Consider the following 18,631-nt stretch of genomic DNA (forward strand, 5'->3'; position numbering starts at 1 on the left):
TCGGGGGAATCGGCCGAGAATCGCCCGCCGTTCGGCCCTTCATCGCCGAGGGCCGGGGCGTGCCGGGCTCGGCGGCGTCTCGGGCTCGGGCTCGTCGCGCCCCGGGGGCGCCGCCGGGGTCGGGATGATCCGGAACGGGAGGACCTGCGAGGCCGACGCCCCCGGGCGCAAGGCGTCGCGGAGGAGGATCGTCAGCTCGTATTCGCCGGGGGGCAGCCCCTTCAGGCCGACGTGGTTGACCAGGTACACCCGGTACGGCGGGTCGTCGCTTTTGGCCTCGTACTCCAGGATGTTGACCTTCTTGGAGACGACCTTCTTCTCCCCCTTGCGGCGGATCTCCCCATCCTGGGAGAAGCGGGCGACGTGCTGCTTCCCCTTCCGCTCGATCTTGTAGCCGATCGGGCGGTAGTAGACCTGGAGCTTCTCGTCGGCGGTGACGGCCGCGTCGGGGAGCGGCTCGAACAGCTCGTATCCTTCGATCTTGCGGCAGGCCACCGCCGGAGACATCGAGAGGGGAGGCTCCGCGCCCGGTCGCGGATGCTCCGCCGGGGCGTCCTGCCAGGCCATCGGATGCAGGGCGAAGGCCAGGGCGGCGAGGTGGATCGTCCCGATCGGCATCGCTGGGGCTCCCGGTTGGCATCGCGGTCGTGTGGAACGCCGACCATCGACCGTAATCCGGCGCCGGGACCGCGGCAAGCCCCCATGCAGGAGGGCCACGGAGTCCGGCGGGCGACCTTGCGGGTTGGCGAAACAGCGGGAGAGACGGGCGAAGGATCGGGCTGGCGAGACTTGCCGGGAGATCGGGCGTGTGCCGCGATGGGGAGGAGGCTTCTCCCAAATGATCGATGCGCCGGCCGGCGATCGGGCCGAAAAAGAAAGCGGCGACCCAAAGTCTGGGCCGCCGCTTCGCGCATGGAACATGCTATGGATCGGCTCAAGGCCGGATCATCAGACCGAGGCGACCGGGCGGATGCGGCGGCGTACGCGCCAGGCCGCCCCGCCGATCATGATGCCCCAGCCCAGCAGGGTGGCGGGCTCGGGCACCTGCGGCGGCAGGACCGGGACGTACGGGGTGATGGGCGGGACGACGATCGTCTGCGGCTGGTTCGGCGGGGGCGTGATGAAGGTGCTGGGGATCGTGCTCTTGCCGATCGTGATGACCGTCCCCGTGCCGGTGTAGGCCTCGACGTAGAACCCCTTCTCCAGGGCCTTGAGCCCGGGGATCTTGCTGAAATTCTTGATCGTGAACTCGAAGTCGGGGTGCTCGGCCGACGGGTTGAAGGCCAGGTCGCCGGTGTTGGCGACCAGGTTCGTCCCGAACTTGGCGCCCAGGGCGCCCACGCCGTTCGGGTTGTAGGTGGCGACCTTGAACCCGTTGATCGTGGCGGGCTGGCCGTTGGCGTTGAGGATCGGGTTGGACTTGTCCACCGGGATGCCCGCGATGACGACCGGCGTCCCCGCCCCGGTGCCCGTGGCGCTCACCGGCGCAAAGGCGACCGAGATCGACTTACCGCCGCCGATATTCGGGGGATTGTACAGGCCCGGGGTCGCGCCGCCCTTGCCGTCGACGTCGCCCGCGATGCCGTAGTAATTGATGCCGACGGACAGCGTATCCGTCTTCGCGTCGTAGCTAAGGCGAAGGTCCTTCATCGTGAAGCCGTCGACGCCGTCGAAGTTGGCCGGGCGGGCCACGCTGTCGTAGGCACGGCCCGGGACGACGGTCACGGACTTCGAGTTGGCCGGCATGTCCTTCTCAACATCGCCGGTCGCGAACTTGATCGCCTCGGCCGAGGCGGTGGTCCCGGCACCCAGGAGGGCCAGGGCCGCCAGTGCCAGGCGGATATTACTGCACCGAACCATAACGAGACTCCTTCCGCGTTAGGGCTGTCGTCCCCGTCGGTTCGCCGCCTGCCAGGGGCATGCGGCGAGGGGGGGGCGAGTCCATCATTCCTCCAGCCCAGTTCATCTTCGTCTTGGGCCGGTCAACTCGCCAGGCCGATGTCCGGCCTGGCTCCGCTCCATATCCGCGTCGCTCCGGTCGTCGGCGGTGTCGCCGCCTCGGACCCGGCTCTCTCACCCCACCCGGAACGGCCCATTCACACGGCCCGTTTTCAGGAAAGGACTTAGGCGCGATGTCGTTCCTCAAGAAGATTTCCGATGCCGTTCTTTCATGGCGGCGACGTCGTGTCGATCAGCCGTCCCGGCGACGGGCCAACGTGGCGATGGAGCAACTCGATCATCGTCAGCTCCTTGCCGTCAACTTCACCGGAAACGTTCTGATCGATTTCCCCGCCAACCGGAACCCAGGCGTCGTTGTTCTCCCAGATAACCCAAACGTATTCCACCCGACCTTCCCGGACAACAATTTGCTCAGGGACCAGATTTTGGTCTCGGGCTTCGACATCAATGGCATCCGGGTCACCTACGACTCGACCGATGACACGCTGAACATTGGCATCCAACAGCCGGACAATCAGCGCGGCACCGGGCAGATGGTCATTGCCGGTGACGCAGACAATAACGGTAATTCCGGAACTGTCAACCCGATCATCTCCGACGGCCAGGGCGGGGGGATCGAGCCGAGCTTCCAGGACCCCGCCGACCTCGGCCAGTCCGAGAGCATGGCCGCGTTCATCGACCTGAACAACGACGGCATCGCCGACGTGATCGCGGGCTTCCCGCAGGCCGCGGTCAGCAACACCGGCCCCAAGCCGTACCAGGTGGCCACGGCCATCCAGGAGGACCCCAACCCGCTGGTCAAGCAGCGGATCGGCTTTGGCGCCCAGCTGCCGCAGTACACCGGCAACGTCTACCTGGTGAACGACCCGGCGCATCCCAACCTGGAGATGCAGATCACCAACTTCTCGCTGCTCTACCAGCAGTTCACCGGCCAGGTGCTCGGGCCGAACTCGGCCGTGAGCATCGGTGCCGAGGGGCTGTCGGACCAGAACATCGGGGTCAATGACGCCTACTTCCCACCGCAGCTGGTGCGGATCCCGGATGCCACGCCGCCGCCGCCGGTGCCGCCGCCGCCGGTCGTCTGCCCGCCGGTGTCGCCGCCGATCTACGTCAACCCGCACCAGAACAACCACATCAACACCGCGCACAACTCGGCGATCCGGGTGACGGTGATCGGCACGTCGGGCTTCGACACCCAGAACATCGACCTGTCGACCGTCCGGTTCGGCAGCGCCGACGACGTGGAGACCAACGGGGCGACCCCGATCCTGTCGTTCGAGAACAACATCAATCGGGACGAGTTCCCCGACCAGACGTTCGTCTTCAACGGCCTCGACGTCCAGATCCCCCCCGGGGTCCAGCAGGGCGTCCTGATCGGCTCCCTGAATGACGGCACGACCTTCCGCAGCTCGGTGCGGGTCTTCAACCGCGACGACTCGTTCTACAGCGACCGGCAGCTCGCCGCCCGCGACGCCAAGTTCTCCCGGCTGGAGCAGGCCGGCATCCCGCTGACCCCGGTGATCCCGGCCGCCGCCCGCCGTCGGGCCAACACCGGCGCCGTGATCGACCTGGTCGATCCGCTGACCCGCCGGGTCTCGCAGAGGCTGCCGGGCGCCAACGGCGCGGTCGCCGAGGCCCCCTCGCGAGCCGGGGGCGGGGACGGCACGGCCCGCAAGGTCTCGCTGGCCCGGAAGAACGTCCACGCCAGCAAGGTCGTCAAGGCGGGCAAGGCCGCCCCGGGCCGGGGGGCCGCGAGCTTCCAGGTCATCGGCGGAGGCTCCTGACCTCCGGCCGCCCGACCGGGCGGAACGGCATCGCGGACGTCCGGCCGGGGCGGATGGGGGAGATTTCCCCCGCCCGCCCCGGCCGGTTTTGCGGATGACCGGGAGGCCCCCGGGCGGGTAAAGTGGCCCTCATGGACGACCCCTCGCAATCACCGCCCGGCGACGGCACGACCCTGGTCGTCACCGACACCCTGTCGATCCCCCGCGACGAGTTCCGGTTCGAGTTCGCCCGCTCCGGCGGCCCCGGCGGGCAGAACGTGAACAAGGTCAACTCCAAGGCGGTGCTGCGCTGGACCCCATCGGCCAGCCCGAGCCTGCCCCCGGCGGTCCGGGATCGCCTGCTCCGCGCGGTGGCCCCCCGGCTGACCAAGGAAGGGGAGCTGCTGGTCGCGTCGCAGCTCACCCGCGACCAGGGCCGCAACGTCGAGGATTGCCTCGACAAGCTCCGCCTGATCGTGCTGGCCGCCGCCCGCCCCCCCAAGGCGCGCCGGCCGAGCCGGCCGACCCTGGCGTCGAAGAAGAGGCGGGTCGAGGCCAAGATCCGCCGATCGACCACCAAGAACCTGCGCCGCAAGCCCGACCACGATTGATCCCGCGGCCGAACCCATCCGCCACCCTCCCCGGAGCCGACCGTTGGCCAACCACACGCCCTACCAGCAGAAGATCATCAAGCGGTTCTACCAGAACTACGACGCCATCCAGTCCCAGAGGCTCGCGGAGCTGGTCGGGGAGCTGTACCTGGCCGAGGGCAAGAAGCGCGACAAGCTCTGGGCCCGGGCCGCTGAGATGCTCACCAAGCTCGAATTCCCCGCCTCGCGGATCGAGCACCTGATGCTCAAGCGCGAGCCCGCCCTGCTCGCCGAGGTGATGAAGGAACTGGAAGGCAAGCAGGCCTGAGCCCGGCCGGGGGGCCGGCCCGCCGATCCGTCTCCATCGCGAACGGATCGATCGGCGCGGATCGGCCCATTTTGACTCCGAGTTGTCGCGATCCGATCGGTGTCCTAGAGTCCTCATGACCCGCGTCATGAAATGAAACGTGGACCCACGGAGGCGCCGATGACTCTGGCTCAACGCGTCAAGGATCAGCGATACGCCAAGGGATGGGGGCCCGACGAGCTCGCCGCCCGCGCCTCGATCTCCCGCACGGCGCTCTACCAGATCGAGAGCGGGCGCACCGAGCTGCCCCGGGCCGGCACCCTCCGCAGGATCGCCGAGGCGCTGGAGATCCCCACCGACGCCCTGCTCGGCCCCAAGCTCGGCGTCGGGACGACGGCACCGTGGGCGGGCCCGGCCATGCCCGCCCAGGCCGCCTCGCCGAAGCCGACGGCCGACGCCGAGATGGCCCGGTTCCACATCGATGGGCCGCCCGTGCCGGCCCGCGACCGCGACCTGGAACGGAAGTTCCACGAACTCCTCGAATCCCCCCTGGGCGAAGGCCTGGCCCGGATCGTCGAGGAATCCTACCGCATCCTCCCGAGGCCCTCGCGGGCGATCTGGTAATTCCGGTTATCCCGGCATCCCTGGAATTTTGTTGTAGAATTCCTCGAGTCGAAGGCAAATCGCGCCGACTAGGCGCCGGCCCTCCCGAATCGAGGATCTTCCATGCGCCTGATCACGCGGATTTCCCTGGGGGCCCTGGCCCTGGCCGGCCTCGCGACCCCCGCCGATGCCGGCGGCCCCTTCCGCCGCCCGGCCCGATACGCGGCCCCGGTCCCGACGCAGGCGCGGGTCGCGGCCCCGGGCACCGTCGCCCGGCCGGAGGACCAGGTGGCCCGCACCGGGATGCTGGGCAGCTTCACCCCGGCGAACTACATCTTCGTCCGGGGCAACGGCGTGGTGGGCGGGGGCTACTCGCCCCTGGGCTCGTTCGGCCAGACTTCGATGGACATCTACGGCCCGATCTCGGCGCTCCGCCAGACCTCCGCGCCGGTGGTCCAGTATTCGCGCGGCTATGACGGACGCCTGATCGGGTCCGAGGCGACCTCCTATTCCAACCCGTTCCTGCCCGGGCTCTCGCCGGTCGTCTACCCGACTCGGGCCTCGAACTTCGGCGCCCTGCGCGGCTCGGGCATCCCGCCCCAGACCGGCAGCGGGATCAACTGGGTCGACCAGAACTGACGGGCAGGGCCGTCACTCCTGGGCGAGCCGCTGGCGGAGCTTCGTGAACTTGTCGCGCAGCTCCCCGCCCCCGAGTTCCGGGTGGAGGATCGCGGTCGCATCGATGATCTGCCGGGCCTCCTTGGCCTTGCCGCTCCGGAAGTGGGCGAGGGAGAGGTTGTACCGGGCGTCGAACCAGGCCGGAGACCCGGCCGGCAGCTTGCTGGTGCGGAGACGCTCGGCGTCGGCGGCCAGGGGGTAGGCTTCGAGCCGGAAGTACATGTCCGCCAGGTCGCGGAGCTGGCCGTCATCGAAGCCTTCCGACGGGCCGCCCCAGGCGGCGATCTCGCGGCGGGCGGCCATCGGGTCGCCGGCGAACACCAGGCTCCGGGCGACCCGGAGCCGGGCCTCGTCGCGCGACCGCTCCGGGATCGATCCCAGCCCCTGGGTGAGCCGGCCGGCCAGGACCTTGTAGACCAGCCCGAGCCGCCGGCGATTCAGGTCGCCATCGGCCTCGCTGGCGATCCGATCCAGGAGGCGGAGCGGCGCGAGGAGCGACGCGGGGGACGCGGCGCGCACCTCGTCGCGGGCGCTGCGCTCGGCCTCGATGAGCTGGCCATCGCGGGCCAGGGCCACCACCCGGACCAAACGGGCCTGCTCGTGCTGGTCGGGGCGGGCTCCGCCCTTGAGGATCCGCTCGCAGGCGTCTAGGGCCACCCCGGGCTTGCCGACGCCGGGGATCAGCTCCAGGAGGGCGACCCGGAGGGCGATCTCCACCGCCTCGTTGCCGGCGGTCGCCGCCCGCTCGGCCCGGGCGAGGAGGTCCCGGGCCTCCTCCAGCTTCCGGGCGATCGCCCTCTGGTCGCGGCTGATCCGCTCCTCCTCGACGGCGGCCCGGAGCAGGTCGGTCGCCGCGAGCTGGGCGTCGAGCCATCGGGCATGATCGCGGGGGACGGCCGACCAGAGGGCGACGGCCTCATCCCGGCGGCCTTCGCCACGCCGGACCTTGCCCAGGAGCCAGCGGGCCTCCCCGGTCGCCGGGGCATCGGGGAACCGCCGGACCTGGTCCTCCAGCGCCCGATAGTAGGCGTCGAGGGCCGCCCCGGGCTGCTTCAGCGACAGGGCGCGGCCCCGCGACAGGGCGATCAGCATCCCGGCGCGGGCGCGGAGGTCCCCCGGCGCCTGCGGGTCGTCGGCCACCCGGGCGAGTTGCTTCTCGGCCTCGGCGAACTTCTCGGCCTCGAACAGGCAGGCCCCGGCCTTCATCCGGGCCGAGGCCACCCGGTCGGGCGGCCCGGCATCGGCCAGGTCGGCCCCCTTGGCGAGGAGCCGCCCGGCCCGCGCCGGATTGCCGAGCCGGAGCTGCCCCTCGGCCAGGGTGTCCCACCAGTCGAGCGGCCGGGTCTCGCCCGGCTCGTCGATCGCCCCGGCCACCTCGATCAGGGCGCGGGCGGCCTCCGGCCGGGGCGAGGCCCTGAGCCCGGCGGCGATCCCGAACACCTCGGCGTCGAGCGCCTCGCGGTCGCTGCCCGGCGTGGCCCCCCGGCGTTGGGCCAGCAGGACGCGGATCGCCAGCCAGCCCCGGGTCGCCTCGTCCGCCCGGGCGGCGTCGGCCGCCTTGCGGGCCTCGGCGTACTGGGCCCGGCCGATCAGTGCGGCGACCCGGGCGCGGGCCAGGGCCCCGGGGTCCGGGGGCGGGACCGCCTTCTCGGCCTCGTCGACGTCGATCTGGGCCTGGTTGTAATGCCCGAGGCGGTTGTTCAGCTCGGCGCGGAGCAGGCGCGCGAACCCCCGGAGCTTGGGGTCGGCGATCGATCGTTCGAGCAGCCCGACCGCCTCGCGCTCCGCCTCGACGCGGCCCGGCTCGCCGTCCCGGCCGAGGCGGGCCCGGTCGGCGAGCGCCTGGGCCAGGCGGAACCGGACGTTCTGGGCCAGGGTCCCGGCCGCGTCCCCGGGCTTCGGCTCGACCCCGGCCAGCCGGAGCAGCGCGATCGCCCGATCCATCCGATCGCTGGCCGACGCCCGGGCCGCCTCGTCGGCCGGGGCCGTATCGACCCGGTCCGCGAAGCTCCGCCCCTCGGCCCAGAGATAGACGGCGGACTGGAACCGGACCAGGGGCGTGGCGTCCGCGTCCGGGTTGGTCCGGGCGAATTCTTCGAGCAGCGTCGCGGCCTCGGCCCACCGGGCGCGCCGCTCGGCGACGGTCCGGGCCTCCTGGGCGAGCCGGTCGAGTTCCGCAGCCGTGTCCAGGGCCCGGGTCGCCCGCTCGGCGATCGGGGTCGAGTCATTGGCCAGCTCGGCCCGGACCTTCGCCAGGTCGGGCCCGACGGCCTGCCCCTTCACCGGGGTCGGGCCCCCGGCCAGCATCCCCAGGAGGGCCAGGACCGCACCCATCGCCCGTCGCATATCCCGGCCCTCGGAAGTGTCTCGGTCGTCCGGTTCGGAACGCTCAGAGGGCCGGGGAACCCGGCCGGTCGAGCCCCTCGGCGGCCTTGAAGGCGTCCAGGGTGTTGCGGAGCAGCATGGCCACGGTCATCGGCCCGACCCCGCCCGGGACCGGCGTGATCCACGACGCGACCTCGGAGGCCGTCGGGAAGTGGACGTCGCCGCACAGGGAGCCGTCCTCCCGGCGGTTGATCCCGACATCGATGACCACCGCCCCGGGCTTGATGGCGTCGCCCCGCAGGCACTCGGGCCGGCCCACGGCGGCCACCACGATGTCGGCCCGGCGGGTGAACTCCGACACGTCGGGCGTGGAGGCGTGGCAGACCGTGACCGTCGCGTCGCCGCCCGGCCCCTTTTGGAGCATCAGCAGGGCCAGCGACTTGCCCACGATCTGCGACCGGCCCAGGATCACCGCATGCTTGCCCTTGGTCTCGATCCCCGAGGAGATCAAAAGTTCCCGGACGCCCAGGGGCGTGCAGGGGACGAACCGGGGGCGGCCGATCGCCAGGAGGCCGGCGTTCTCGGGGTGGAAGCCGTCGACGTCCTTCCTCGGGTCGATCCGCTCGATCACCGCCCGGTCGGAGATCTGCCGGGGCAGGGGGAGCTGGACCAGGATCCCGTGGACGTCGGGGTCGGCATTCAGGCCGTCGATCGTGGCCAGCAGCGTCGCCTCGTCGACGTCGGCCGGCAGGCGGAGCAGGCGGCCCCGCATCCCGGCGGCCTCGCTGGCCTTCTCCTTGTTCCGGACGTAGACCCGGCTGGCCGGATCCTCGCCGACCAGGACGACCGTCAGGCCGGGGACGCGCCCCGACGATTCCCGGAGCCGGGCGACCTCGGCCGCGACCTGGTCCCGGACCGTCTGTGCGAGCGCTTTTCCGTCGAGGATGCGGGCGGCCAACGCGGCGTCCTTTCGAGAGGGGAAGAGTGGGGCGAGCGTCCTTCGAACCATCGGGCCTGGGCCCTGGCCTCTCCAGTATAATGGATCCCGGCATGGCCGACTTCCAGGGCCTGCGACTCCTTTCGAACGGGACGGACATGGACGCGGACGCGGAGTCGGGCCGGGGGACGGCGGCGATCCCCCTGTTGGAGCAGGGCCCGGGGCGGGACGGGCCGTCGATGTCCGGCCAGGTTTTGCGGCTCGCCGGGCCGGTACTGGTCGAGCAATTCTTGCTCTACCTGGTCGGGCTGTCGGACACCCTGCTGACCGCCCGCTATCTCGGCGAGGACGACCTGGCGGCGGTGGCCAACGCCACCTATCTGCTCTGGTTCCTCGGCAGCCTCATGACGGTCGTCTCGGTCGGCGCCACGGCGCTGGTGGCCCGCCTGACCGGCGCCGGGGAGCCGCGCCAGGCGGCGCGGACCTGCCAGCAGGCCATCTTCCTGGCGCTGTCGCTCGGCTCCGCCGTTCTGCTGCTGGGGCTCGCCCTGGCCCCGGCCGTGGTGGACCTCCTGGAGCTGGAAGGGCGGGCGGCGGACGGGGCGGTGCTGTTCCTGCGGCTGATCCTGCTGGCCTCCCCCTTGCTGGCCTGCGCCACGGCGGGGATCGCCTGCCTGCGCGGGGTGGGTGACACCCGCACCGGGATGTGGGTGATGATCCTGGTGAACGCGATCAATGTGGGGCTGAGCTGGGGCCTGGTCAGCGGCCTCGGGATCTTCCCGTCGCAGGGATTCGCCGGGATCGCCATCGGCACGGCCATCAGCGAGGCGGTCGGCGGGCTGGCGGTGCTGGTGATCCTGGCCCGGGGGCGCTCCGGGCTGCGGCTCGACCCGGCCGGGCTGCGTCCGAGGTGGCGGGAATCGTGGCGGATCCTCCGGATCAGCTTGCCCGCCTCGGGCGAGAGCCTGACCAACGTCTTCTGCCAGATGTGGTTCCTCCGCCTCATCAACCACCTGGGGCCCACGGCCTCGGCGGCGCACGGGGTGGCGATCCGCTGCGAGGCGCTGGCGTTCCTCACCGTCACCGCGTTCTCGGTGGCCGCCGGCACCCTGACCGGCCAGTACCTCGGCGCCGGCCGGCCCGACCTCGCGGCCCGCGCCGGGCGGACGGCGTGGGCCATCGGCGTGGCGGTGCTGATGGCGGTGGGCGTGCTGCTCTACGCCGAGGCCGGGGCGATGTTCCATCTCTTCCTGGGCGGTCGCCAGCCCGAGGTGACGGCCGAGGGCGTGCCGGTCCTGCGGATCGTGGCGTTCGCCCTGCCGGGGCTGGCCACGCTCAACGTCCTGAACGGGGCGTTGCGCGGGGCGGGGGATACCCGATGGCCCTGGATCATCGTCATGGTCGGCTACCTGGGCATCCGGATGCCGCTGACCTACTGGTTCACCCTGGGCCCGGAGTCGGGCGGCCTCGGCCTCGGCCTGCGCGGGGCGTGGTTCGCCATGCTGGCGGACCTCACCCTGCGGGGCGTCCTGGTCGCCGCCCGCTATCTCCACGGGGGCTGGAAGACGGCCCGGGTGTGATGACGGCCCGCGCCGCCCCGGATCCGGCGTCCCTTGTCCCTTCGGATGAGTTGGGGTAAATTGGCGCTGATGGATGACCGACATCTGATCTCGATCGATCCCGACAAGCGCAGCGGCCAGGCGTGCATCCGCGACCTGCGGATGACCGTGCAGGATATCCTCGAATATCTCGCCGGGGGCATGACGCCCACCGAGATCCTCGATGACTTCCCGAACCTGACCGCCGAGGACATTCGGGCCTGCCTGGCCTATGCCGCGTCCTGATCGTCGGACTGCTCCGCTCGATGGGACGACATCCTGAAGCTGGACGGCGATCCGCTCGCTTCGTTCATCGCCCTGTCATGAGGTCGGCAACGCCAGACCTCGGCTCAAAGCTCGGCGGCGGCGGCGTGGCGGTCGCGGACGATGCCGAACAGGCGGTCGAGGTTCGACGTGCGGAAGACCGACTGGACGGTCGGCGTCAGCTCGCACAGCCGGAGCTTGCCGCCCGAGTTGTCGACCCGGCGCTGGAGCAGGATCAGCTTGCCGAGCAGCGAGCTGGAGATCAGGTCGACCCCCGAGAAGTCGAGGACCAGCCGGATCGGGGTGCCGTCGTTGGGCAGGGCGGCGCCGAGCTGTTCGGACACTTCGCGGACCGTGCGATCATCGAACAGGAGACGGTCGCGAAACGAGACGATATGCACCCCATCCTCTTCGTGAGACTCGATACGCGAGGAAGCGGTCATCGCGGGCTCCGGACGATCTGGACGGCCAACCGATGCGGACGGTCGAATTCCGTCCGCACAGGATAACCCGCGCGCCGCGAGATTGCGACGGCATGCCGTCAAAACGAAACGGCCGCCTCAGCTCGGCTTGCGGCGGCGGCCCAGGGGGCCGGCGGCACGCGGCGCCGGGGGCTCGGCCGGGGCCGGCGGGGCGGGGGTCGCCTTGGGCTCGGCGGTCGCCCCGGACCGGAGCGACTCCAGCGCCGCCGGGCGGTCGGCGACGAAGCCGAACATCGGGCTGAGCTTGCTGATCCGGAAGACCTCGTACACCGTCTCGTCGACGTTGCAGAAGACGATCCGGCCCCCCTTCGGCCCGACCAGCCGGTGCAGCGCCATGAAGCCCCCCAGCGAGGCCGACCCGGCGAAGGCGACGCCCAGCATGTCGATCACCAGGTCGGGCCGCCCGCCCGCCTTCATGTGGGCTTCGAAGTGCTGGCGGAGGTCCTTGACCGGGGCGGGGTCGAGGCGGAGGCAATCCCAGAATTCCGCGACCAGGATGCCATCCGCATCCATGACCTGCACCGAAGGCTTGAGCATGGGAATCCTGTCCGCCGGGGGGGAGGCCCGTACCGTGGGATGTCGCGACGCGGACCCACGCCGGCTCTCCTCGGTTCGTGGGGGATGTCTCGCGGCGACGCCGGCGGGACGCGCGGGTTTCGGCCGGCTCGGCCCCCAGGGCGTCTCGACGGCTTCGCCCGACCAGATTACCATCGGGACGGCCCGGACGCCAGTTCCTCAAGGCGGGCGGGGCCGCCGGGTCGGGGCCGGCGTGGTATGATAGATGAGTGCCCGGGCCGAACCACCTCGGGGGTCCCGGCACGGGGGTTGCCGCCGTCTCACCGGCCCCCGCCCATTCGCGTCGGATCGGATCGCCGACGAGCCTTCCCAAGACCGGGGCGAGTGGAACGAGGTCGGATCGACAGGGTCGTCCCTTCCGATCGTCCCAAGCCGAGGGGGAGAGTTCCCATGCGTCTTGCACTGCTCGCCGCGGTCGCGATCGCGGCCGGGTGCGCCTGGCCCGCCGGGGCCGCGGACTGGACCGACGCCGTCTTCCCGGATCGATCGCACGACTTCGGCACCGTGGCCCGCGGATCCAAGGTCCACCACTCCTTCCGCCTGGTCAACTCCACCGACCAGGAGATCCACATCGCCGCGTGGCGGACCAAGTGCGGCTGCACCGAAGTCACCGTCGGCGCCAAACTCGTCCCGCCCGGGACTCAAACGACCATCAACGCCGTCATCGACACGACGAAATTCACCGGATACAAGGCGTCGGGCCTGACCCTGGTCATCGACCGGCCCCAGTTCCAGGAGATCGACCTCAACCTGACCTGCTTCATCCGGGGCGACCTGACGCTCACGCCGGGCCAGGTCGATTTCGGCGTCGCCAACCGCTCGACCAACCCCACCCGCGAGCTGACCCTGAGCTATGCCGGCGGCCAGGCCGACTGGGCGATCCTCGAGGTGAAGACGATCAGCGACCACATCGTCGGGCGGCTCCAGGAGTCCGGCCGGTCGCCCGGCGGCCAGGTCAACTACGTGTTGACGGCCACACTCAGGCCCTCCGCGCCGATCGGCTTCCTCCGAGATGAGTTCACCCTGATCACCAACGACCCGAGCAGCCCTCGCATACCGATCTCGGTCACGGCCAACGTCCAGTCCAACGTCACGGTCTCGCCGTCGGTGATGAACCTGGGGCGGATCCGGCCCGGCGAGACCGTGCAGAAGACGATCATGGTCCGCTCCGCCCAGCCGTTCAAGGTGACCGGCACCAAGGCCAGCCGGGCCGACCTGGCCGTCGCGGCGGCCCCCGACCAGTCCCGGCCGATGCACGCGGTGAACTTCACCTTCAAGGCCCCGGCCCAGCCCGGACCCTACAACGCCGTCATCGAGGTCGAGACCGACATCAAGGACGAGCCCCCGGCCCGCCTCACGGCGTTCGCCACCATCGTCCCCTGATCGCCCTCGCACCCTCCCGAAACGCAACGAGGCCCGCGCATCCGATGGGATGCGCGGGCCTCATGCTTTCTATCCCAGGTCCCGTCCGGATTCAGAAGCCGGCCGAGGGCACCGGGGGAGCGGGCGGGGCGGCGTCCGGGACCGGGGCCGGGGCGGGCGGAGCCTCCGGGGCGGGCGGGACGGCCGGGGCGGGCGGCACCGGGGCCGCCGACGGCGAGGCGTTCACGGCCGGGGCCGACTTCGCCGGGGCGTAGGGCATCGGGGCCGAGGCGGCCTGCGGCGAGGCGGGATAGGATCCGACGACGGGCGCGTAGGGCGCCGGGCTGCCGCAGGCCGGGGCGGCATAGGAGGCTCCGCCGCAGGCCGGAGCGGGGGCGGAGTAGACCGAGCCGCCGCAGGCCGGGGCCGGGGCGGCCGAGTAGCAGCCGTGCGAGGCCCGGGCATGTTGGATCTTGCCGCCGCCGCAGGACTTGTTGCCGCCGAACAGGCCGGCGCTGGCGGACATCGCGGTGATCAGGATCAGCGAATGCATGGGAGAGTCCCTTCCTTCAACCAATGGTGTCGATCGGGTGGACGAGCGGGCCGAACCCGCGACGCGGAGAGAAACAACGGTCGACACGGGCCTTCCACTTCCAGGACACGACGCGATGAGGCCAGGTCGCGCCGCCAGACCCCCGATCCATCCCTGATGCGGGTCACCGTCCGATGGAGTTTTCCGGTCCCGGGAGCAGCCCCCCGGTCACGGTCATCGGAAGTGAGGGGATTGTAGGGCGACCTTGCGGGCTGCGCCTACCCTTTTCCACCGGAGGGCATCCTCCGAGGCCCCGGGCAGGGCACGAACCTCGCCGGAAGGCCGGCATTTTCGCGCCCGGCCTCGGTTGACAGAAAAACCGATCCGGTCATACTCTGGGCACTTCGTCACACACCTACGAGTGGGGCATGAGGATCGATGCCCGACCGGCCCGAAGGATCGACCATGGCCAACACCTTGACGCAGCACCATCGCGCGGCCGCCCCGAATTCGGAAACTCCGGCCACGCCCAAGCCCGCCGCCCGGATGGCCCTCGCGGTCGCCGACGCGGGATGGTTCAACACCGAGAACCAGTTCCGCGAGATCCCCGAGTCCCGGGCCGAGACCCTGCTCCTCCACTGCGCCGACTACCGCAACGCCTGGCGCGACGGCGAGCGGCCGTGGTCGTGGAACAAGCCCGCCTACCGGATGTCGCCCGGCGTCTGGAAGAAGCGGATGGTCCTGCCGACCGGCTGGATGAAGAAATACCCCAAGGTCGGGATGAAGCCGATCGCCCGCGAGATCCGCCGCTGGAAGGCCGAGAACGCCGCCGACCTGCCGCTCACGCTGGTGATGAGCTACCCGTACTACCTCTACCTCCGCGACGAACTCCGGGTCGATCGCCTGGTCTACTACAACTTCGACGACTACAGCCAGTACTGGCCCAAGGTCGCGTCCGAAGTCGCCGAGATGGAACGCCGCGCCGCCCGCGAGGCCGACATCACGATCTGCGTCTCCCGGCTCCGGGCCGAGCTGCTCCGCGAGGCCGTGCCCGAGGCCGCCGACCGGATCAAGCACCTGCCCCACGGCGCGACCCGGGCGTGGATCCCCGAGGAGCCGCTGCTGGTCCCCGCCGAGCCCCCGGCCGACATCGCCCACATCCCCAGCCCCCGGATCGGCTACGTCGGGACGATGGAAGACCGGGTCGACTGGACCATGCTGGCCAAGGCCGCGCAGGAGAATCCCCAGGCGAATTTCGTCCTGCTCGGGCGGATCGACCCGGACAACGGCGCGGCCTGGCAGGCCGAACGTCGGCGGTGCCTGGCGATGCCGAACATCCACGCGATCGGCTGGCGGAACCAGTCGCTGATCAATTCCTACATCCGTTCGTTCGACCTGGGGATGATCCCCTACCAGGTCGAGCACCCGTTCAACATCGCCTGCTGCCCGACCAAGATCATGGACTACATCGCGGCCGGGCGCCCGTTCGTCGCGACCGACGTGCCCGAATGCCGGCTCCACCGGGAGCGCTTCGACGTGGTGACCCGCGAGACCTTCTCGTCGACGATCTCGGAGCGGTTGGCCGGCGGATGCGATGACGGCAAGGTGGCGCTCCGCCACCAGTGGGCCCTGTCGCACACCTGCCGCGACGAGATGCTCAAGCTCCTGGACTGGCTGGCCTGATCTCCGGCCGTCAACGACTGGCCCCCGGGCCTCGGGCGGGATAGATTGGGCGGATCTCGCCGGGCTCCCCCCGGCCCGCTTCCCGACCTTCCCCGCCCCGCCCCGGAGCCGTCGAAATGAGTCTCGGCCTGCGTGTTCGCCTCTCGATCATGATGTTCCTCCAGTACTTCGTCTGGGGGATCTGGCTCCCGATCCTCGGCATCCACCTGGGGCCGAGCGGGGTCAACCTGAACGAGACGCAGATCGGCTGGATCTACACCGTCTACGGCTTCGGGTCGATCCTCGGGCCGTTCATCCTGGGCGCGATCGCCGACCGCTTCGTCGCCACCGAGATCGTCCTGGCGTTGTCGCACGCCATCGGCGGCGTCCTGCTGATCTGGACGGCCTACCTCACGGGGTTCTGGCCGATCTTCCTGGTGCTGTTCGCCTACTGCAACCTGTACATGCCCACGATGGGGCTGTCCAACTCGATCACCTTCCGGACGGCCGGCGAGGGGAACCAGGACCAGTTCCCGGCGATCCGGATGTGGGGCACCTTCGGCTGGATCGCGGCCGGGCTGTTCTTCGCCTGGTATCGCTCCTCGGCCGGGAGCCTCGCGCCCCTGAAGCCGCTGTTCGACGCCATCGGCATGCCGGCCAGCCGCGACTGCCTCCGCGTGGCCGGGGCGGTGTCGATCCTCTACGGCCTGTACTGCTTCACGCTGCCGCACACGCCGCCGGTCAAGGTGCGCCAGGACGAGGTGGTGCCCAAGCGGTCGGCGATCCTGGAAAGCCTGGACCTGCTCCGCGACCGCTCGTTCGCGGTGCTCACGCTGGTCGCCGGGCTGATCGGGATCATGCTGGCGTTCTACTTCGCCTGCGAGGCGATCTTCCTCGGGGCGATCGGCACCGACGAGGCGAAGATCGGCGGCTACATGGTGATCGGCCAGGTGGCCGAGGCCGTGGTGATCGGGCTGGTGCCGCTGGCCGTCGGCAAGTTCGGCGTCAAGACCACGATGATGATCGGCGCCGCGGCCTGGGCGGTGCGGTTCGGCCTGTCGGCGATCGGCCAGCCCTGGGAGTTGATGATCGCGACGATCGGCCTCCACGGCTTCGCGTTCGCCTTCTTCTTCGTCGTGGCCCAGATGTACGTCGACCGCGCCGCCGGCCCGGACATCAAGGCGACCGCCCAGAACTTCCTGATCTTCATCATCTACGGCCTGGGCACCGTGGTCGGCAGCGTCCTGACCGGCTGGATCCGCACCTATTTCAACAACGACTGGCACAAGATCTGGGCCGGCCCGTTCGTGCTGACGCTGATCTGCATGGCGATCTTCGCCCTGTTCTTCCGCGACACCGCGATCCGCAAGAAGGCCCCCGTCGAAGGCGACCCGATGCTCGTCTGATCGATCGACCATCCGACCCGGGCGCCATCGACGGCGCCCGGGCCTTCCGCGTCCCGCGTCACCGAAGGGAGTCGGCCATGACGGTGGATGACTATCTGCTGGACCCGGACAAGCCGGACTGGCCCAAGCTGCTGGCCGACTGGCGGCCGTTGCTCCCCTACGAGTTCTCGATCTGGCTGATGAACCGGTTCGGCGACCTGTTCCTGGTCTGCGTCGACCATTCGGTCTGCTGGCTCGACGTGTCGGCCGGCACGCTCACGCTGGTCGCGGACAACTGGCAGGACTTCTCCCGCAAGCTGGACGAGGGCCCCAACGCCGAGGCCTGGCTCCGCCCCGACCTCGTCGACCAGCTGGTCGCCGCCGGCCACACCCTCGGCCCCGGCCAGTGCTACGGGCTGCGGATCCCGACCTCCGGGGGCGGGGCCTACACGGTCGAGAACTGCGTGGTCCGGCCGATCGCGCATCACTTCGTCCTGCTCGCCCCCCGCGCCTCCGAGGGCGCGGCGCTGGCCGTGGACGATACCCCGATGACGATCAAGGTGAATTACCACCCCGATCGCCCGCCCACCGTCGCCGGCCCCGGCAAGGCCGCCGCGCCGATCAAGGTGGACTATGGTAGGCGAAACTGAATGCAATGGTCGCTGCCGTTCGCCCGTCAGCCCGGCTCAAAACAGATAGCCGAGGAACAGGCAGGTCGAGCGGCGGGCCGAGGCGAGGGTGATCGGCGCGATCCGCTCATCGAATTCGTGGACGAGCGAATTCCGATAATTCCTCGCTTCGTGGACCTCCTGCAGAAGATCCGCCGCAATCTGGCGGCGTGAAGCCAGGCCATTGACCAGGTCTTCCATCTTGGGACGGGTCGTCCTCCAGGTCATCCAGCGATCGCGCAAGGCATTCTCGAAGGCGGCGAAGAGTCGGATGAAATAGGTCGCTTCGAGGCGGGCCGACGCCTGTGCCAGGTCCGCGACGCGAAGTCCGGCCTCGCGGAGGATCGAGGCATCCGCCCCACCGTGTTGCATCAGGCGATCGGCGGCCAGTCGCATCGTCAGGTACTCGCGTTCGATGGCCTTGATCCTCATCCGGGGATCGTCGGCATCAGGACGCATCCCGGCTCAACTCCCCGGCGATCCGTCGGAATGCGTGCTGATCGAACGCTTTCGGCGATTCCAGGTCGGCAATACCGAGCCTCGCCGCCATTTCCGAGGGGTAATCGACCTTCCAACCATCCGAGAAATAGAGCCGGACGATATCGTCATAAGCCGGCATCAGGTAGAGATCGGCCACGCCCTCGATGCCGCCCACGGCTTCGCGACTGATGGGCTCCAGGATGACGCGGACCGTCTCCTTCTGGAGGAGGAGGGCCGGGGCGCGATGGTCTCCGACCTCGCGGTCTTCCATCTTCTTGGTGATCGTCCGGGTCGCCCAGTCGTCGGCGATGGCCCAGGCCTCGACGGTGCGGACGAGGTCGGTCATCCGGTCGATCCAGGCGTTGAGGAGCCGATCGCGTTCGCCGGGTTGAAGGTCGGGTTTCGAAGCGGTTGCCATGGATGGGGCTCCGATGAGAAGTCGCACCTGCTCCTCGATCGT

At 70.3% G+C, this 18,631-nt stretch carries 21 protein-coding genes; 11 read left to right on the plus strand and 10 right to left on the minus strand.

The genetic code is table 11. The features are described from left to right. Positions 1 to 39 precede the first annotated feature (39 nt). The 3 genes from TA3x_RS17450 to TA3x_RS17460 form a co-directional block, all read right to left on the minus strand. Complete coding sequence (locus TA3x_RS17450; protein ID WP_435015933.1) at positions 40 to 618, minus strand: hypothetical protein; 579 nt, start codon at positions 616 to 618, stop codon at positions 40 to 42. A gap of 330 nt (positions 619 to 948) precedes the next feature. After that, the gene (locus tag TA3x_RS17455) at positions 949 to 1,860 is read right to left on the minus strand and encodes a PEP-CTERM sorting domain-containing protein (RefSeq protein ID WP_435015934.1); all 912 of its coding nucleotides are present in this window, start codon (positions 1,858 to 1,860) and stop codon (positions 949 to 951) included. A gap of 308 nt (positions 1,861 to 2,168) precedes the next feature. After that, positions 2,169 to 2,345: a hypothetical protein gene (locus TA3x_RS17460; protein ID WP_435015935.1), complete on the minus strand. Its 177-nt coding sequence runs from the start codon at positions 2,343 to 2,345 to the stop codon at positions 2,169 to 2,171. Between the two features lie 21 nt (positions 2,346 to 2,366). Here TA3x_RS17460 and TA3x_RS17465 point away from each other — a divergent pair, with 21 nt between their 5' ends. The 5 genes from TA3x_RS17465 to TA3x_RS17485 all read left to right on the plus strand — a co-directional run bounded on the left by TA3x_RS17465 (position 2,367) and on the right by TA3x_RS17485 (position 5,861). Beyond that, entirely contained in the window at positions 2,367 to 3,743 is a 1,377-nt protein-coding gene (locus TA3x_RS17465; RefSeq protein ID WP_435015936.1) for a hypothetical protein, read from the plus strand. A gap of 131 nt (positions 3,744 to 3,874) precedes the next feature. Next, positions 3,875 to 4,333 carry an alternative ribosome rescue aminoacyl-tRNA hydrolase ArfB gene (gene arfB, locus TA3x_RS17470; protein ID WP_435015937.1) on the plus strand — a complete coding sequence of 153 codons (459 nt, stop codon included), beginning with the start codon at positions 3,875 to 3,877 and terminating at the stop codon, positions 4,331 to 4,333. A 43-nt stretch (positions 4,334 to 4,376) separates the two neighbouring features. Beyond that, on the plus strand, positions 4,377 to 4,640 hold the full coding sequence (locus TA3x_RS17475; RefSeq protein WP_435015938.1) for a hypothetical protein: 264 nt from the start codon (positions 4,377 to 4,379) through the stop codon (positions 4,638 to 4,640). 159 nt (positions 4,641 to 4,799) lie between these two features. Further along, complete coding sequence (locus TA3x_RS17480; protein WP_435015939.1) at positions 4,800 to 5,243, plus strand: helix-turn-helix domain-containing protein; 444 nt, start codon at positions 4,800 to 4,802, stop codon at positions 5,241 to 5,243. 102 nt (positions 5,244 to 5,345) lie between these two features. Beyond that, entirely contained in the window at positions 5,346 to 5,861 is a 516-nt protein-coding gene (locus TA3x_RS17485; RefSeq protein WP_435015940.1) for a hypothetical protein, read from the plus strand. Between the two features lie 12 nt (positions 5,862 to 5,873). On the opposite strand, the gene TA3x_RS17490 is transcribed toward TA3x_RS17485, so the two are convergent. Together TA3x_RS17490 and folD are read right to left on the minus strand one after the other, a co-directional pair. After that, positions 5,874 to 8,234, minus strand: a complete 2,361-nt coding sequence (locus tag TA3x_RS17490) for a hypothetical protein (RefSeq protein WP_435015941.1) — start codon at positions 8,232 to 8,234, stop codon at positions 5,874 to 5,876. A 55-nt stretch (positions 8,235 to 8,289) separates the two neighbouring features. Further along, positions 8,290 to 9,183 (minus strand): bifunctional methylenetetrahydrofolate dehydrogenase/methenyltetrahydrofolate cyclohydrolase FolD, encoded by an 894-nt coding sequence (gene folD, locus TA3x_RS17495; protein ID WP_435015942.1) that lies wholly within the window; start codon positions 9,181 to 9,183, stop codon positions 8,290 to 8,292. A gap of 92 nt (positions 9,184 to 9,275) precedes the next feature. Between folD and TA3x_RS17500 the strand changes: the two genes are divergently transcribed. Beyond that, positions 9,276 to 10,742, plus strand: a complete 1,467-nt coding sequence (locus TA3x_RS17500; protein ID WP_435015943.1) for an MATE family efflux transporter — start codon at positions 9,276 to 9,278, stop codon at positions 10,740 to 10,742. A gap of 69 nt (positions 10,743 to 10,811) precedes the next feature. Continuing rightward, positions 10,812 to 11,006 (plus strand): DUF433 domain-containing protein, encoded by a 195-nt coding sequence (locus TA3x_RS17505; protein WP_435015944.1) that lies wholly within the window; start codon positions 10,812 to 10,814, stop codon positions 11,004 to 11,006. 104 nt (positions 11,007 to 11,110) lie between these two features. Here TA3x_RS17505 and TA3x_RS17510 read toward each other — a convergent pair whose 3' ends face one another. Next, a complete protein-coding gene (locus TA3x_RS17510; protein ID WP_435015945.1) occupies positions 11,111 to 11,425 on the minus strand; it encodes an STAS domain-containing protein in 315 nt (104 codons plus the stop codon). Positions 11,426 to 11,584: 159 nt separating this feature from the next. Continuing rightward, entirely contained in the window at positions 11,585 to 12,043 is a 459-nt protein-coding gene (locus tag TA3x_RS17515; RefSeq protein ID WP_435015946.1) for an STAS domain-containing protein, read from the minus strand. Between the two features lie 429 nt (positions 12,044 to 12,472). Here TA3x_RS17515 and TA3x_RS17520 point away from each other — a divergent pair, with 429 nt between their 5' ends. Next, the gene (locus TA3x_RS17520; protein WP_435015947.1) at positions 12,473 to 13,465 is read left to right on the plus strand and encodes a DUF1573 domain-containing protein; all 993 of its coding nucleotides are present in this window, start codon (positions 12,473 to 12,475) and stop codon (positions 13,463 to 13,465) included. 91 nt (positions 13,466 to 13,556) lie between these two features. Here TA3x_RS17520 and TA3x_RS17525 read toward each other — a convergent pair whose 3' ends face one another. Continuing rightward, on the minus strand, positions 13,557 to 13,997 hold the full coding sequence (locus TA3x_RS17525) for a hypothetical protein (protein WP_435015948.1): 441 nt from the start codon (positions 13,995 to 13,997) through the stop codon (positions 13,557 to 13,559). Between the two features lie 444 nt (positions 13,998 to 14,441). On the opposite strand from TA3x_RS17525, the gene TA3x_RS17530 reads away from it, so the two are divergent. The 3 genes from TA3x_RS17530 to TA3x_RS17540 all read left to right on the plus strand — a co-directional run bounded on the left by TA3x_RS17530 (position 14,442) and on the right by TA3x_RS17540 (position 17,673). After that, entirely contained in the window at positions 14,442 to 15,659 is a 1,218-nt protein-coding gene (locus TA3x_RS17530; protein ID WP_435015949.1) for a glycosyltransferase, read from the plus strand. 116 nt (positions 15,660 to 15,775) lie between these two features. Continuing rightward, complete coding sequence (locus tag TA3x_RS17535) at positions 15,776 to 17,044, plus strand: MFS transporter (RefSeq protein WP_435015950.1); 1,269 nt, start codon at positions 15,776 to 15,778, stop codon at positions 17,042 to 17,044. A gap of 77 nt (positions 17,045 to 17,121) precedes the next feature. Then, a complete protein-coding gene (locus TA3x_RS17540) occupies positions 17,122 to 17,673 on the plus strand; it encodes a T6SS immunity protein Tdi1 domain-containing protein (RefSeq protein WP_435015951.1) in 552 nt (183 codons plus the stop codon). 36 nt (positions 17,674 to 17,709) lie between these two features. On the opposite strand, the gene TA3x_RS17545 is transcribed toward TA3x_RS17540, so the two are convergent. Continuing rightward, positions 17,710 to 18,150 (minus strand): hypothetical protein, encoded by a 441-nt coding sequence (locus TA3x_RS17545; RefSeq protein WP_435015952.1) that lies wholly within the window; start codon positions 18,148 to 18,150, stop codon positions 17,710 to 17,712. Continuing rightward, the gene (locus TA3x_RS17550) at positions 18,140 to 18,589 is read right to left on the minus strand and encodes a hypothetical protein (RefSeq protein WP_435015953.1); all 450 of its coding nucleotides are present in this window, start codon (positions 18,587 to 18,589) and stop codon (positions 18,140 to 18,142) included. Before TA3x_RS17550 ends, TA3x_RS17545 begins: the two co-directional genes overlap by 11 nt. Positions 18,590 to 18,631 lie beyond the last annotated feature (42 nt).

The organism is Tundrisphaera macrotermitis (assembly GCF_051175315.1).
Classification (GTDB): domain Bacteria; phylum Planctomycetota; class Planctomycetia; order Isosphaerales; family Isosphaeraceae; genus Tundrisphaera.

Bases quoted from the DNA above. Each gene is read 5' to 3' on its own strand.
- TA3x_RS17530 (WP_435015949.1), top strand. From the start codon at position 14,442: ATGGCCAACACCTTGACGCAGCACCATCGCGCGGCCGCCCCGAATTCG.
- TA3x_RS17450 (WP_435015933.1), bottom strand. From the start codon at position 618: ATGCCGATCGGGACGATCCACCTCGCCGCCCTGGCCTTCGCCCTGCAT.
- TA3x_RS17540 (WP_435015951.1), top strand. From the start codon at position 17,122: ATGACGGTGGATGACTATCTGCTGGACCCGGACAAGCCGGACTGGCCC.
- TA3x_RS17485 (WP_435015940.1), top strand. From the start codon at position 5,346: ATGCGCCTGATCACGCGGATTTCCCTGGGGGCCCTGGCCCTGGCCGGC.
- TA3x_RS17545 (WP_435015952.1), bottom strand. From the start codon at position 18,150: ATGCGTCCTGATGCCGACGATCCCCGGATGAGGATCAAGGCCATCGAA.
- TA3x_RS17500 (WP_435015943.1), top strand. From the start codon at position 9,276: ATGGCCGACTTCCAGGGCCTGCGACTCCTTTCGAACGGGACGGACATG.
- TA3x_RS17550 (WP_435015953.1), bottom strand. From the start codon at position 18,589: ATGGCAACCGCTTCGAAACCCGACCTTCAACCCGGCGAACGCGATCGG.
- TA3x_RS17520 (WP_435015947.1), top strand. From the start codon at position 12,473: ATGCGTCTTGCACTGCTCGCCGCGGTCGCGATCGCGGCCGGGTGCGCC.
- TA3x_RS17535 (WP_435015950.1), top strand. From the start codon at position 15,776: ATGAGTCTCGGCCTGCGTGTTCGCCTCTCGATCATGATGTTCCTCCAG.
- TA3x_RS17515 (WP_435015946.1), bottom strand. From the start codon at position 12,043: ATGCTCAAGCCTTCGGTGCAGGTCATGGATGCGGATGGCATCCTGGTC.
- TA3x_RS17480 (WP_435015939.1), top strand. From the start codon at position 4,800: ATGACTCTGGCTCAACGCGTCAAGGATCAGCGATACGCCAAGGGATGG.
- TA3x_RS17505 (WP_435015944.1), top strand. From the start codon at position 10,812: ATGGATGACCGACATCTGATCTCGATCGATCCCGACAAGCGCAGCGGC.
- TA3x_RS17455 (WP_435015934.1), bottom strand. From the start codon at position 1,860: ATGGTTCGGTGCAGTAATATCCGCCTGGCACTGGCGGCCCTGGCCCTC.
- TA3x_RS17525 (WP_435015948.1), bottom strand. From the start codon at position 13,997: ATGCATTCGCTGATCCTGATCACCGCGATGTCCGCCAGCGCCGGCCTG.
- arfB (WP_435015937.1), top strand. From the start codon at position 3,875: ATGGACGACCCCTCGCAATCACCGCCCGGCGACGGCACGACCCTGGTC.
- TA3x_RS17490 (WP_435015941.1), bottom strand. From the start codon at position 8,234: ATGGGTGCGGTCCTGGCCCTCCTGGGGATGCTGGCCGGGGGCCCGACC.